The sequence below is a fragment of the Halobacillus faecis genome (genome assembly GCF_007991335.1).
Taxonomy (GTDB): domain Bacteria; phylum Bacillota; class Bacilli; order Bacillales; family Halobacillaceae; genus Halobacillus; species Halobacillus faecis.
In genome coordinates this window covers 213,639-227,813 of the sequence record NZ_BJYD01000017.1, presented here as the reverse complement: position 1 = coordinate 227,813, position 14,175 = coordinate 213,639, and the positions used below count along the sequence as shown (strand labels likewise).

15 protein-coding genes are annotated in these 14,175 nt (G+C 49.1%); 13 read left to right on the top strand and 2 right to left on the bottom strand.

Annotated features, from left to right (window positions below):
- Positions 1-9 precede the first annotated feature (9 nt).
- The 9 genes from purC to purD are packed head-to-tail and all read left to right on the top strand — an operon-like array spanning position 10 to position 9,670.
- Positions 10-732, top strand: coding sequence for a phosphoribosylaminoimidazolesuccinocarboxamide synthase (gene purC / locus HFA01_RS09795; protein WP_146815696.1), 723 nt, complete (start codon positions 10-12; stop codon positions 730-732).
- Complete coding sequence (gene purS, locus HFA01_RS09790) at positions 720-965, top strand: phosphoribosylformylglycinamidine synthase subunit PurS (RefSeq protein WP_089651512.1); 246 nt, start codon at positions 720-722, stop codon at positions 963-965. Before purC ends, purS begins: the two co-directional genes overlap by 13 nt.
- 1 nt (position 966) lies before the next feature.
- Positions 967-1,650 carry a phosphoribosylformylglycinamidine synthase subunit PurQ gene (gene purQ / locus HFA01_RS09785; RefSeq protein WP_146815694.1) on the top strand — a complete coding sequence of 228 codons (684 nt, stop codon included), beginning with the start codon at positions 967-969 and terminating at the stop codon, positions 1,648-1,650.
- Positions 1,634-3,859, top strand: coding sequence for a phosphoribosylformylglycinamidine synthase subunit PurL (gene purL, locus HFA01_RS09780; RefSeq protein ID WP_146815692.1), 2,226 nt, complete (start codon positions 1,634-1,636; stop codon positions 3,857-3,859). Before purQ ends, purL begins: the two co-directional genes overlap by 17 nt.
- Positions 3,835-5,247 (top strand): amidophosphoribosyltransferase, encoded by a 1,413-nt coding sequence (gene purF / locus HFA01_RS09775; protein ID WP_146815690.1) that lies wholly within the window; start codon positions 3,835-3,837, stop codon positions 5,245-5,247. The genes purL and purF overlap by 25 nt, the downstream gene beginning before the upstream one ends.
- Before the next feature lie 12 nt (positions 5,248-5,259).
- A complete protein-coding gene (gene purM / locus HFA01_RS09770) occupies positions 5,260-6,264 on the top strand; it encodes a phosphoribosylformylglycinamidine cyclo-ligase (RefSeq protein ID WP_146815688.1) in 1,005 nt (334 codons plus the stop codon).
- Positions 6,261-6,839 carry a phosphoribosylglycinamide formyltransferase gene (purN, locus tag HFA01_RS09765; protein WP_146815686.1) on the top strand — a complete coding sequence of 193 codons (579 nt, stop codon included), beginning with the start codon at positions 6,261-6,263 and terminating at the stop codon, positions 6,837-6,839. Before purM ends, purN begins: the two co-directional genes overlap by 4 nt.
- Positions 6,836-8,368 carry a bifunctional phosphoribosylaminoimidazolecarboxamide formyltransferase/IMP cyclohydrolase gene (purH, locus tag HFA01_RS09760; protein WP_146815684.1) on the top strand — a complete coding sequence of 511 codons (1,533 nt, stop codon included), beginning with the start codon at positions 6,836-6,838 and terminating at the stop codon, positions 8,366-8,368. Before purN ends, purH begins: the two co-directional genes overlap by 4 nt.
- An 18-nt stretch (positions 8,369-8,386) precedes the next feature.
- The gene (gene purD / locus HFA01_RS09755) at positions 8,387-9,670 is read left to right on the top strand and encodes a phosphoribosylamine--glycine ligase (RefSeq protein WP_146815682.1); all 1,284 of its coding nucleotides are present in this window, start codon (positions 8,387-8,389) and stop codon (positions 9,668-9,670) included.
- On the opposite strand, the gene HFA01_RS19230 is transcribed toward purD, so the two are convergent.
- Positions 9,632-9,739 carry an EYxxD motif small membrane protein gene (locus HFA01_RS19230; protein WP_335808466.1) on the bottom strand — a complete coding sequence of 36 codons (108 nt, stop codon included), beginning with the start codon at positions 9,737-9,739 and terminating at the stop codon, positions 9,632-9,634. The two genes, purD and HFA01_RS19230, sit on opposite strands and share 39 nt — an antisense overlap.
- 189 nt (positions 9,740-9,928) lie before the next feature.
- A complete protein-coding gene (locus tag HFA01_RS09750; RefSeq protein ID WP_146815680.1) occupies positions 9,929-10,183 on the bottom strand; it encodes a YgaP family membrane protein in 255 nt (84 codons plus the stop codon).
- 73 nt (positions 10,184-10,256) lie between these two features.
- On the opposite strand from HFA01_RS09750, the gene HFA01_RS09745 reads away from it, so the two are divergent.
- The 4 genes from HFA01_RS09745 (at position 10,257) to HFA01_RS09730 (ending at position 14,142) form a co-directional block, all read left to right on the top strand.
- A complete protein-coding gene (locus HFA01_RS09745) occupies positions 10,257-12,002 on the top strand; it encodes an adenine deaminase C-terminal domain-containing protein (protein ID WP_146815678.1) in 1,746 nt (581 codons plus the stop codon).
- A gap of 36 nt (positions 12,003-12,038) precedes the next feature.
- The gene (locus HFA01_RS09740; protein WP_146815676.1) at positions 12,039-13,097 is read left to right on the top strand and encodes a DUF3048 domain-containing protein; all 1,059 of its coding nucleotides are present in this window, start codon (positions 12,039-12,041) and stop codon (positions 13,095-13,097) included.
- A gap of 13 nt (positions 13,098-13,110) precedes the next feature.
- On the top strand, positions 13,111-13,413 hold the full coding sequence (locus HFA01_RS09735) for a YerC/YecD family TrpR-related protein (protein ID WP_146815674.1): 303 nt from the start codon (positions 13,111-13,113) through the stop codon (positions 13,411-13,413).
- 141 nt (positions 13,414-13,554) lie between these two features.
- Positions 13,555-14,142: a YitT family protein gene (locus HFA01_RS09730; protein WP_146815864.1), complete on the top strand. Its 588-nt coding sequence runs from the start codon at positions 13,555-13,557 to the stop codon at positions 14,140-14,142.
- The last annotated feature ends 33 nt before the right edge of the window (positions 14,143-14,175 follow it).

Below are 14,175 nucleotides of genomic sequence, written 5' to 3'. Positions count from 1 at the left end.
TGTTTCTGTATGAAGGGTTCTTTATTGTACGAAGGGAAAGCAAAACGGGTGTATCATACGACGGATGAGTCGGATCAGCTCGTTTTATCTTATAAAGATGACGCTACTGCATTTAATGGCAAGAAAAAAGACGAGTTTGCAGGCAAAGGACGCCTCAATAACTTGATTACCTCGAAAGTATTCCAATACTTACACCAGCACAACATTACGACCCACTTTATTAAATCTCTAAACGATACCGAACAACTGGTCAGACGAACGAACATCATTCCTCTTGAGGTCGTTGTCCGCAACCAGGCGGCTGGCAGCATTACACGCCGGCTCGGGATTGAGGAAAAAACGAGCTTTACTCCACCGATCATTGAATTGTTTTACAAGAAAGACGAATTGAATGACCCACTCATCAACGATGTCCATGCCTATCACCTGACGGACATCACGGAACAAGAACTCACGTTTATTAAACAGCAGGCGTTAGACATCAACATAGAACTTCAAAAGCTTTTCCTCACGGCAGGATTGACACTTGTCGACTTCAAATTGGAATTCGGCCGCCTCAATGACGGCACGATCGTCCTGTCTGATGAGATTTCCCCGGATACGTGCAGACTCTGGGACCAGGAAACAGGCGAGAAAATGGATAAAGACGTCTTCCGGGAAAGTACCGGTGACTTGATCGATACGTACACAAACATACTACATCGACTGGAGGAGAGCGTATGCGCAAAGTAAAGATTCACATCACATTGAAAGAAGGAGTCCTTGATCCACAGGGGAAAGCCGTCCACAATTCACTTCAATCCTTGGAGTACAACAACGTCCAGGACGTACGCGTCGGAAAATACATGGAAGTGATGGTTGAAGACAGTGACAACCTCGAAGCGGAAATCGATCGCATGTGTGACCAGCTTCTTGCCAACCCTGTCATTGAAAATTACAGCTACACGATTGAGGAGGCGGGTTAACGTGAAATTCGCTGTCATCGTTTTTCCAGGATCGAATTGTGACCGTGACATGTACTTCGCTGTGAAAGATCAGCTTGGAGCAGAAGCCGATCTTGTCTGGTATAAGGAAGCGAATCTAGCAAACTATGATGGGATTCTACTGCCGGGCGGCTTCTCCTATGGTGACTACCTGCGTTCTGGTGCCATTGCCTCGACGGCTGATGTCATCACACAAATCAGGGAAGCGGCTGAGGCAGGAAAACCAGTCCTTGGCGTCTGCAACGGATTCCAAATCCTTCTCGAAATGGGTCTTCTGCCAGGTGCGATGCTTCCGAATGAAAAGCTCAAGTTCATGTGCCATTTCGAAACATTGACTGTCGAGAATGCGGATACCATGTTCACCCGTCAATACGAGGAAAAGGAAAAAATCCAAATTCCGATCGCGCACGGAGACGGCAATTATTTTTGTGACGAAGAAACGCTTCAGAAGCTTCAAAACAACAAGCAGATCGTATTTACGTATGACCAGAACCCGAACGGGTCCGTCGGAGATATTGCCGGTATTACGAATGAACAAGGAAATGTGCTCGGCATGATGCCACACCCGGAGCGGGCGGTCGAAGCGCTTCTTGGTCATGATGACGGTCTTCGTCTATTTGAATCGATTTTGACACACTGGAGGGAACACCATGCCATCAATGCTTGAGATCAGTCCAGAACAAATCGAAGAACAGCACATCTATAGAGAGATGGGGCTGAAGGATGACGAGTATGCTTCCATCCGCTCGATTCTCGGTCGCCGTCCGAATTACACGGAAACCGGGTTGTTTTCTGTTATGTGGTCGGAACACTGTAGTTATAAAAACTCCAAACCACTTTTGAAAAAGTTCCCGACCGAGGGAGCACACGTGCTTCAAGGTCCTGGGGAAGGGGCAGGAATCATCGACATCGGTGATGATCAGGCTGTCGTTTTCAAAATTGAAAGTCACAACCACCCATCCGCCGTTGAACCCTATCAAGGGGCAGCGACAGGAGTAGGAGGAATCCTACGCGACGTCTTCTCGATGGGTGCACGCCCGATTGCGCTTCTCAATTCGCTCAGGTTCGGTTCATTACAGCAGCCGCGTGTGAAGTATCTTTTTGAAGAAGTCGTCCGCGGCATCGCCGGTTACGGCAACTGTGTCGGCGTGCCGACCGTTGGCGGTGAAGTCCAGTTTGATGATGCATACAACGGAAATCCACTCGTTAATGCGATGTGTGTCGGATTGATCGATCATAAGGATATTCAAAAAGGAATCGCTGCAGGCGTCGGCAACACGGTCATGTATGTGGGAGCCAAAACCGGACGTGATGGCATCCACGGTGCTACCTTCGCATCGGAAGAGTTGTCGGAAGAGTCCGAAGAAAAACGTCCATCTGTGCAAGTCGGGGATCCGTTCATGGAAAAATTGCTCATTGAAGCTTGTCTTGATGTGATCCAGCACGAGGCTCTTGTTGGTATTCAAGATATGGGGGCAGCAGGTCTCACATCATCGGCAAGTGAGATGGCAAGTAAAGCTGGGACGGGGATGACGATGAATCTCGATCACATCCCGCAGCGTGAAGAAAATATGACAGCCTATGAAATGATGCTCTCGGAATCTCAGGAACGAATGCTTCTTGTCGTAGAAAAAGGACGCGAAGAAGAGATTGCGAAAGTCTTCCGTAAGTATAATCTTGAAGCGGTAGCGGTCGGTGAAGTGACGGATACGAAACGCTTCCGTCTCGAGCACCACGGGGAAACGGTTGCTGATGTTCCTGTTGATTCTCTTGCTGAGGATGCGCCGGTCTATCATCAACCGTCCAGCGTACCTGCGTATTATGAAGAGTTTCAAAGGATGGAAGAGTACATTCCGGAAATTACAGACTACCGGGAGACATTGGTAAATCTATTAAAACAGCCGACAATCGCCAGTAAAGAATGGGTGTACGATCAGTACGACTCTATGGTCCAGACGAATACCGTCGTCACTCCAGGATCCGATGCGGCCGTTCTTCGCGTACGTGGAACGAAAAAGGCACTTGCGATGACGACCGACTGTAACTCCCGCTATCTCTATGTCGATCCTGAAGTCGGTGGGAAAATTGCGGTCGCTGAAGCGGCGAGAAACATTGTCTGCTCCGGTGGTCGTCCACTGGGAATTACAGACGGGCTCAACTTCGGGTCACCAGAAAACCCGGAAATCTTTTGGCAGATGGAAAAAAGCGTCGACGGCATGAGCGAGGCGTGCCGTGACCTTGAAACGCCTGTCATCGGTGGGAATGTTAGCTTGTATAACGAATCATTCGGAGGTCAGGCGATTTACCCGACTCCAATCGTTGGCATGGTCGGCTTGATTGATGATGTCCAACATATCACGCGTTCCCATGCTCAGAACGCCGGGGATTTGATTTACGTCATCGGAGAGACGCAGGCAGAATTCGGTGGCAGTGAACTGCAGGGCATGCTTGAAGGAAAGCATTTCGGAAAAGCCCCTTCCATCAATCTAAAGACAGAGTATAACCGTCAAAAGCAGCTGCTGACAGCGATTCGCGCAGGACTGGTCGTCTCTGCCCATGACGTGTCAGAAGGCGGTTTATCTGTCGCCCTTGCTGAAAAGCTGTTTGAAAATGAGTTCGGTTGTGAGGTGACGCTTGAAGGGGAGCCAGTCGCAGCGCTGTTTGCAGAATCGCAGTCACGTTTTGTCGTCACGGTAGCCCCTGAACAAAAGGGAGCGTTCGAACAGAGTGTTACAGACGCTCGTCTGATCGGAACCGTGACGGAAAACGGGGTGTACAGAATCAAGCAGGAAGGCGTCGTTCTGGAAGAAAAGACATCAGTGCTGAAAGAAGCTTGGAAAGGAGCGATCGGATGCTTGCTGAAATCAAAGGTTTAAATGAAGAATGCGGCATTTTTGGCGTCTGGGGCCATCAGGATTCAGCCCAGCTGACGTATTACGGTTTGCATGCCCTCCAACACCGAGGTCAGGAGGGAGCGGGCATTGTCACAACGGACGGGGAACAGTTGAAGCTCGCAAAAGGGCACGGCCTGATCAATGAAGTTTTCTCTGAAAACCAGCTCGAGGACTTGAGTGGTCATGCTTCAATTGGTCACGTGCGCTACGCAACGGCAGGGGATGGCGGCTATGAAAACATTCAGCCGCTCCACTTCCGTTCTCAGACAGGCGGATTGGCCCTTGCTCATAATGGAAACCTTGTGAACGCCCAGGCGTTGAAAAATCAGCTGGAGGCGCAGGGGAGCATTCTGCAGACGACGTCGGATACTGAAGTGGTCGCCCACTTAATCAAACGCGCGCGCCATCTGCCTCTCGAGCAGGCGATCATGGAAGCTCTGTCGATGATCAAAGGTGCGTATGCTTTTCTCGTTATGACTGAGGACCGCATGTTTGTTGCCAATGACCCGCGTGGATTGCGTCCACTCAGTCTTGGCCATCTTGGGGAATCATGGGTTGTCTCTTCAGAAACCTGCGCCTTCGATGTAGTTGGTGCCGAGTATGACAGGGAAATCGATCCTGGTGAGCTGCTGATTATATCGGATGAGGGGATCGAATCGAAACGGTTTTCTGCTCCGATTCAACGCACGCTCTGTTCCATGGAATATGTCTACTTTTCAAGACCCGACAGCAACCTTGATGGAAAGAATGTCCACGCCTCCCGCAAACGGATGGGCAAATCGCTGGCAGAAGAAGCTCCGATTGATGCGGACGTCGTAACAGGTGTGCCTGATTCAAGTATTTCGGCAGCCATCGGTTATGCGGAAGCTTCCGGTATTCCTTATGAGCTCGGTTTAATCAAAAACCGCTATGTCGGCCGTACGTTCATTCAGCCGTCCCAGGAACTCCGCGAACAAGGAGTGAAAATGAAGCTTTCTGCTGTCCGAGGGATTGTCGAGGGGAAAAAGGTCGTCATGGTCGATGATTCCATCGTGAGGGGGACGACGAGTCGGCGAATCGTGAAAATGTTGAAGGAAGCGGGAGCGAAAGAAGTCCACGTGAGGATTGCGTCTCCTCCGATTAAAAACCCTTGCTACTATGGCATTGATACATCCAACAGCGGCGAACTGATCGCCGCGAACAATTCCGTCGAGGAAATGGAAGAACAGATCGGCGCGGACAGCCTTGCTTTTTTATCTGTACAAGGATTGAACAACAGCATTTATCAGGGGGAAGAGTCTTTGAAGCACGGCGGTTGTATGGCGTGTTTTACCGGCAATTACCCAACGGAAATTTATCCAAATACCATGCATCCATATGAAAAAGCATAGGAGGGAAGCGAGATGAGTCAATCGTATAAACAGGCGGGCGTCGATGTCGAAGCTGGTTACGAAGCGGTCGAGCGGATGAAAAAGCATGTCGCCCGCACCATGCGTCCGGAAGTGATGGGGGGACTTGGTTCTTTCGCCGGGTTGTTTGACTTGAGCGGTATGAGCTATGAACAACCTGTCCTTGTGACAGGAACGGACGGAGTCGGAACGAAATTGAAGCTGGCGTTCGAGATGGATCAGCATGATACAATTGGGGTAGATGTTGTCGCCATGTGTGTCAACGATATCGTCGCCCAGGGCGCAGATCCGCTCTTGTTCCTGGATTACATTGCGTGTGGAAAAAATGATCCTGCGCGGATTGAGCAGATCGTCAAAGGAATATCGGATGGCTGTGAACAGTCCGGTGCTGCTTTAGTCGGTGGTGAAACGGCGGAAATGCCCGGCATGTATGAGGCGGATGAATACGACCTCGCCGGCTTTGTCGTGGGAATGGCCGATAAGGAGCAGATCATCACAGGTTCTGAGATCAAAGAAGGAGACGTTTTAGTTGGTCTTCCTTCCTCCGGTGTCCACTCGAACGGTTTTTCTCTTGTCAGGAAACTCATCGCAGACCTGGACCTTGATACGGTACCGGCGGGCTGGGCCCGGACACTTGGAGAGGTTCTGCTGACTCCGACACGGATTTATGTTCCTGAGATTCAATCGCTGAAGAAGAACACCACCATCAAAGGCATCGCACACATTACCGGAGGAGGATTTTACGAGAACCTTCCACGAACCCTGCCCGAAGGACTTGGGTGTGAAATCGACACCGAAAGCTGGCAGGTGCCTGAGGTGTTCCGCTTTTTACAGGAAAAAGGGACAATCAGCGATGAGGAAATGTTCGGTGTATTCAATATGGGCATCGGAATGGTCGTCGTGCTTGATCCTTCTGATGTGAACGCCGCTTTCGGTGCGTGTGATGATGCGGTTGTCATTGGAAAAGTGACGAACGACGAAGGAGTGCAGGGGATATGATCAACATCGCTGTCTTCGCCTCCGGTACGGGTTCGAATTTCGATGCGATCGTCAGCAAAGTGGAATCTGGAGAGCTTGAAGCGAACATTGCCTTGCTCGTCTGTGACCGCATCGGTGCCCCTGTCATCGAAAAGGCACAGAAGCATGAAATCGATACCGTCGTTTACCGGGCAAAAAGTTTTACAGATAAAGCCGCGTATGAGCAGGCGGTACTTGATGACTGCCGGCAGCGGGGGATTGAATTTATCGTCCTCGCCGGGTACATGCGGCTGATCGGCCCGACATTATTGAAGCCATATGAACGTCGAATCATCAATATCCACCCTTCCCTGCTTCCAGCGTTTCCGGGGAAAGATGCCATCGGTCAAGCCCTGGAGAAAAAAGTGAAAGTGACCGGTGTGACGGTTCATTATGTCGATGCTGGTATGGATACAGGACCGATCATCGCCCAGGAACCCATTCATATAGAAGAAAACGATACAGCGGATGATGTGAAAAATAAAATTCAGGCGGTTGAACACCGTCTTTACCCACAAGTGATTCAATCACTATTCATCAAGGAGGAATCTCTATGAAAAAACGTGCCCTACTGAGCGTTTCCAATAAACAAGGATTAACTGACTTTGCAAAAAAACTTCATGAACTCGACTATGAGCTCATTTCTACTGGTGGCACGAAGCGGACCATCGAAGAAGCCGGTATTCCGGTACAATCCATTTCCGAGGTGACTGAATTTCCGGAAATCATGGACGGACGTGTGAAGACGCTTCACCCTTCGGTCCATGGTGGGTTACTCGCAAAACGCTCAAATGAAGAGCATATGAAGCAGCTTGAGGAACTAAGCATTGAGACGATCGAACTTGTCGCCGTCAACTTGTACCCATTCAAAGAAACGATTGCGAAAGAAGACGTCACGGAAGCGGATGCGATTGAAAACATCGATATTGGTGGACCGACGATGCTTCGTTCTGCAGCGAAGAGTTTTGAGGATGTCGCAGTCGTCGTGGACCCGGCCGATTATGAAGAGGTCTATGAAGGTCTCAAAAACGATGCCCTTTCTTATGAGTCCCGCCGTAAGCTTGCAGCCAAAGTGTTCCGTCATACCGCCAATTACGATGCAATGATTGCGGAATACTTTTCCGGTTTGACAGAAGAGCCATTTCCAGAGACGTATTCGGTCACTTATGAAAAAGTTCAATCCTTACGTTATGGAGAAAACCCGCACCAGACGGCTGCTTTTTATAAGAAAGCGAACTTTGGAGGGACATCGCTTGCTGAAGCGGAACAGCTGAACGGAAAAGAGCTTTCCTACAACAACATTCAAGATGCCAACGCCGCCCTTGAAGTGGTTCTTGAGTTCAACCAGCCGGCAGCTGTCGCAGTTAAACATATGAACCCATGTGGCGTGGGAGTAGGAGAAAACTTGTATGACGCTTACGTTAAAGCGTATGAAGGCGATCCTGTATCGATTTTCGGTGGAATCGTCGCCTTGAACAGGGAAGTCGATGCCGATACAGCGGCGAAATTGAAAGAGATCTTCCTTGAGATCATCATCGCTCCATCTTTCAGTCAAGAAGCGCTTGATATCCTGACAACGAAGAAAAACTTGCGTCTGTTGAAAGTGGATATGAAAAAAGCGGATCGTCCGGCTCATAAGCTTGTGACCGTTAATGGCGGGTTGCTTATACAGGATGCTGATGAAGGTTCACTTGATGATGTGGAGCTTGAAGTGGCGACAGAACGTGGGCCTTCCAAGCGGGAGCTTGAAGATTTGAAGCTTGGTTGGAAAGTCGTCAAACATGTGAAGTCCAATGCCATCGTTGTAGCCAAAGGTGACCGTACGCTCGGTGTCGGTGCGGGACAGATGAACCGTGTCGGTGCTGCGAAAATCGCTTTTGAGCAGGCAGGTGAGAAAGCGGAAGGCAGCATCATGGCGTCCGATGCCTTTTTCCCGATGCCAGATACCGTTGAAGCTGCAGCGGAAGCAGGTGTTACGGCGATTATACAGCCTGGTGGTTCTAAGCGTGATCAAGATTCCATTGATGCCTGCAACAAACATGGCATCGCGATGGTCTTTACAAGAATGCGTCACTTCAAACACTAATCGAAAGGGTGGAGTCTTATGAACGTATTGGTCGTCGGTCGAGGTGGCCGTGAGCATAGCCTTGTGCAAAAATTCGTAGAAAGTGATCAGGTGGATCGCATTTTCGCTGCCCCGGGAAACGCAGGGATGAGTCAGATGGCTGAATGCATTGATACGAGTGAGCAGGATTTTGACGGGCTGGTTGCTTTTGCTCGGGAGAACAATGTGGAACTGACCGTGGTAGGACCGGAAAACCCTTTGCTTGATGGATTGGTGGATGCTTTCCAGGAAGCGGATCTGCCGGTGTTTGGTCCGACCAAAGCGGCTGCTCTTATTGAAGGAAGTAAGCATTTTGCCAAACAACTGATGCAAGAATACGAGATTCCGACGGCTGGATATGAAGCCTTTTCGGATGTGGAAGCTGCTCAGGCTTACATTAAAGAAAAGGGAGCGCCGATTGTCGTAAAGGCGGACGGTCTGGCTGCAGGAAAAGGTGTCGTTGTTGCTGAAACCGTGGACGAAGCGCTCTCAGCAGCGGAAGACATGCTTAGAAATGGACAATTCGGCGATGCGAGCCGGGAAATCGTTGTAGAAGAGTTTTTGGCAGGGGATGAGTTTTCGTTAATGGCATTTGTTAATGGGACGAATGTCTATCCAATGATTCCTGCGAAAGACCATAAGCGGGCTTATGACGGAGACCAGGGTCCGAATACGGGCGGGATGGGTGCTTTTGCGCCTGTGCAGGAATTGAATAATTGGTCGTACGCGTTTGCCGTCGAGGAAATCTTGAAGCCGGTAGCGGCAGCGATGGTGAAGGAAGGCAGGCCGTTTACAGGTATATTGTATGCAGGACTGATCGAAACTTCCGTAGGTCCGAAGGTGATCGAGTTCAACGCGCGATTCGGAGATCCAGAGACACAGGTTGTTTTGCCTTTGTTAGAAAATGATCTCCTGCAAGTGATGATCGATGTGCTGGATGGGAAAAATCCTGACCTGACATGGTCGGAGGGTGTTTGCGCGGGTGTGGTTGTCGCTTCCGAGGGCTATCCAGGAGCCTATGAAAAAAGGCGTCCGTTACCTGAGGTGGAAGTGGCAGAAGGCGGTTTTGTCGTTCACGCAGGGACAGCCTGGGAAGACGGGAAGTATGTATCCAGCGGCGGGCGCGTCCTTTTGATTGGAAATAAAGGAGAAGACTTGGCGCAAGCGCTGGACCGTACGTATCAATCGCTCCGGCCATTTGAGAATCAGAGCGACTTTTTCTATCGAAGAGATATCGGACGTTCATCAGTCTCTTCGGCGGCTCCGCATGCCGACGTAGAATAAAGCGGCAATCGAGCCGATGATGGTGACGATGACGAAACCGACGTCTGTGAAGTATTCCATAAAATCCATATGTTTCATCCTTTTGAAGAAAGAGCGGGGCAGCCCGCTCTTTTTTGTTGGTGATTGTAATTGATCCATGATCGTTTGGGTGATATCAATCCAGAAATCTCGGCTAACCTTTATTTTTATCGGCCAAATTTTTAATATATCTTCGGAACAAGAATATCATCGGCAGAAACATGCCGTACACCTCCGCGTTTATTGGTCCTGCGGAAGGTTTTGCTGCCAGCTTTGCTCGATGCCGTCTTTCTCTGTAGCCATTTCCTCATAGACAGCAGTCAAAGGGCAGAAACGTACAATCCCTTCCGCAACCTTCAATGCAGACAACATGATCAGAAGCGGGTGGGAAGAATCGCACTCTCTGCGTGCACCGCGGATCGTCAAATAGGTCAGCATACTGAGGCCTGCGGTGATGCGGACCATACTGTTGATGATTCCGATGTTCGGTTTCATTGTGCTTCCTCCTTACCAGAATGGAATATCCTGTGTTACGATAGAACATAATGATCTCAGGGAGGTACGCTCCATGAACGAAACACGTTTTCGTTGGCGGAACCGTCAGCTGCGCGAACATGCAGCTATTATCGATGGAAAAACGGCGCCGACGAAATTAATAAAAAATACAACTTACTTGAATGTTTACTTAAAGAAATGGATGCATGGCCACATTTGGTTATATGAGGATCGCATCCTATATACCGGCCAAGAGCTTCCTTCCTATACAGAAGGGACGGAAATCATTGATGGCACAGACAGTTATATTGTGCCTGGCTATGTTGAACCGCATGCCCACCCATTTCAGTTATATAATCCCCAGAGCTTTGCAGAATATGCGGCAGAGACAGGGACCACAACGCTCGTCAACGATAACTTGATGTGGCTTTTTTTAACGGAAAAAGAGAAAGCGTTTTCTTTATTGGAAGAATTCATGGATTTACCGGCCACGATGTACTGGTGGGCCCGCTTTGATTCACAGTCCGTGCTTCGGGATGAAGATCGTCATGCTTTCGATTCACAGATTCCGGACTGGATCAGTCATGATGCGGTCATTCAGGGCGGAGAGCTGACCGCCTGGCCAGATGTCCTTCATCATGGGGACGAGCAGATTCTGCATTTTATGCAGGAAACCAAACGCTCAAGAAAGCCATTGGAAGCTCATCTTCCGGGTGCTTCTGAACAAACGCTCGTAAAGATGCGCCTGCTCGGCATGGATTCAGAACACGAATCGATGACCGCTGACGATGTACTGAAACGTTTGGAAATCGGTTATCATACAGGACTGCGCTATTCCTCCATCCGCCCGGATCTTCCGGATATTTTACAAGGACTTGTAGAAAAAGGGCACACCCACTTCGACCATATGATGTACACAACGGATGGTTCGACGCCGGGCTTTTATCGTGAAGGACTGATCAATCCATGTATTCAAATCGCATTGGATGCAGGCGTCCCGGCAATCGATGCATACATGATGGCTACCTATCATGCGGCTCGTCACTTCGGAATCGAAAATCGTGTGGGGAGCTTGAACGCCGGGCGCGTCGCTCACCTGAACTTTTTATCACATCCGAAAGACCCGATGCCCCACTCCGTCATCGCTAAAGGGGAGTGGACAAAGCGTGATGGTGAAGTTTTGAAAAAAGAAACACCGATCCAGTGGGAGAAAAATGGTGTGAAGCCGCTTGATCTGGATTGGGAAGTGACGGATGCGGATATGCAATTTTCCATGCCGATCGGTCTTGAGATGGTGAATGATGTCATTATGAAACCTTATGCTATCGATACGGATGCTTCCACCGACCGGTTAAGTGAGGACAATAAAGAATCTTACTTGATGCTCATGGACCGGGAAGGAGAATGGATGGTCAATACGCTGCTGAAAGGATTCACACAGAGTTTGGGTGGTCTCGTCAGCTCTTACAGCAATACAGGGGATATCATATTGACAGGGAAATCGCGTAAAGATATGAAGAAGGCTTTTCAGCGTATGAAGGAAATCGGTGGGGGAATTGTGCTCGTCAATGAAGGAGAAGTCCTATTTGAACTGCCTCTATCTCTTGGCGGAGTGATGGCCGATCTGCCGATGGAAGAGCTCATGGAGGAAGAAGCGAAATTGAAAGAATGCCTGAATGAACATGGCTTTACATTCAATGATCCCGTTTACACGCTCCTCTTCCTATCATCCATGCATCTGCCATTCATCCGAATTACTCCGCTTGGAATCATGGATGTGAAAAAGAAAGAGGTACTCTTTCCTTCAATAATGCGTTAAAATAAAAGAGGGAATACACATAAGGAAGTGCTATCATTGAGAAAGCTTACATTCTTCAGCTTGCTTGTCGTCCTTTTTCTTGCCGCTTGCAATAAGGAAGCAGGGGCCGCCCAGCCTGAAGAAACGAACGAGAAAGAAACAGCGGTCGTAGAACAAATAGAGACAGAAGAGAACGTGACCGTTGATGAAAAGGAAGAAAATGAACAAGCCTATACAGAAACGTTTCCACTGACGGGTGAACCGACGTCTGAAGAAGCAGACCATCGTGCTTTGTCCGTTATGGTGAACAACCACCCGAAAGCAAGGCCTCAATCCGGGTTGAGTCAGGCTGATCTTGTCTATGAAGTTTTGGCGGAGGGGCAGATTACACGCTTCCTCGCTTTGTTCCATAGTGATATTCCTGATACAATAGGTCCGGTAAGAAGTGCACGTCCATACTATTTTGAAATCGCTGATGGGTTTCATGCGCTTTATACCTATCACGGTGCATCTATGGCCATCAATCAAAAAGTAGCCCGCAGCGGTGTCGATTTCCTGGATGGAGCGATGTATGATAACAACGGCTGGTTATTCGAACGGTCCTCCGATCGTGCAGCTCCTCACAACTCTTATCTTTTGACAGAGGGAGTCGAGCAGGCGGTTGCGAGCAAAGGCTATGAGGCGGAAGGAGCACCTGAAGCTCTGCCTTTCTCTGGAGAAGGGCTCTATGATGGCACACCAGTGGAGGACGTCCAGGTCACTTATGGCAGTCGGACGAACGTGAGTTTTACTTATGATGAAGAGAAAGAGCAGTTTTTACGTTCCAGTGATGGAGAGCCAACCATCGACCGTTTGAATGGAGAGCGGATAGCTGCAGACAATGTCATGATTATTGAAACGGACCACCGGATCATTGATGGTGCCGGCCGTCGTGCGATTGATCTGACATCAGGCGGGAACGGGTTTCTTTTACAAAAAGGAAAAATGAAAGAAGTAGAGTGGAAGAACGTCAATGGACGATTGCTTCCCTATAAAGACGGCAGCCCTCTGGCATTTATACCAGGGAAGACTTGGGTGAACATCATTCCAGGAAACGCTGCAGTAGAATCGGAGTAAGGAGGGAAAAGGCATGCAGATCGATAAATTGAGAGGAAAGACGCTCGATCAACTGTTCGAAGCGGTTTTATCTTTGCAGAGTATAGAAGAATGCTATGAATTCTTTGATGATCTCGCAACGATGAATGAAGTTCAATCACTCGCTCAGCGATTGGAAGTAGCGCGCATGCTGCGTGAAGGCTTCACTTATCATAAAATTGAAACCGAAACAGGTGCATCCACGGCGACGATTTCCCGTGTGAAACGCTGCTTGAATTATGGCAATGATGCCTATACACAAGCGCTTGACCGTGTGCAGGCAAAACAAACCGAATAGATGTGATAGGAGACTGCCAACATTTGTGGCAGTCTTTTTTGTGATCTGAATATCGACCATGGAAACACTTTTCCGTGATTCTAAGACAAAACGGACAGGCATAGGCTAGTACTATGGAAGGGGACCTGTCCGATGAAAACGATGTTGAAAAAAGGCGCCATGATCATTCTCGGCAGTATGATACTTTCACTCGGCATCAACTTTTTCCTGATTCCGGATCATGTGTTAGATGGAGGCATCATCGGAATCGGGATGATTGCGAATTATATATGGGGACTTGAAGTCGGGCTTACGATCATCTGTTTCAGCATTCCGATCTTTACGCTCGCCTGGTTCTTTTACCGTTCGTATTTCTACAACAGTCTGCACGGGTTGTTGATTTCTTCTTTTTCCATTGACGTGCTTCAAGGATTAAGGGTGCATCATTTGCCTCTCGATCCAGCAATCAGCTCCATTATTGGAGGAGCGCTTGTGGGTGGGGGAATTGGATTGATGCTCCGGGTCCATACAAGCACGGGCGGAACCGACCTCCTCGCCCAAATGATCGCCGATTGGTGTAAAGTCAATGTCGGATTCGTCATCCTCGCGATTGACGCCGTGGTTATCGGTGCCAGTGGCTATCTGTTCTCGCTCGAGACGCTCATGCTCTCGGCCATCACCATCCTAAGCGTCGGCCTCGTCACCATGACCTTCACATCCACCCGCCTCCTCCCCGAACAGCCATCGTGATTTTTTTGATGGAAATATTTGTTCGACTTTATC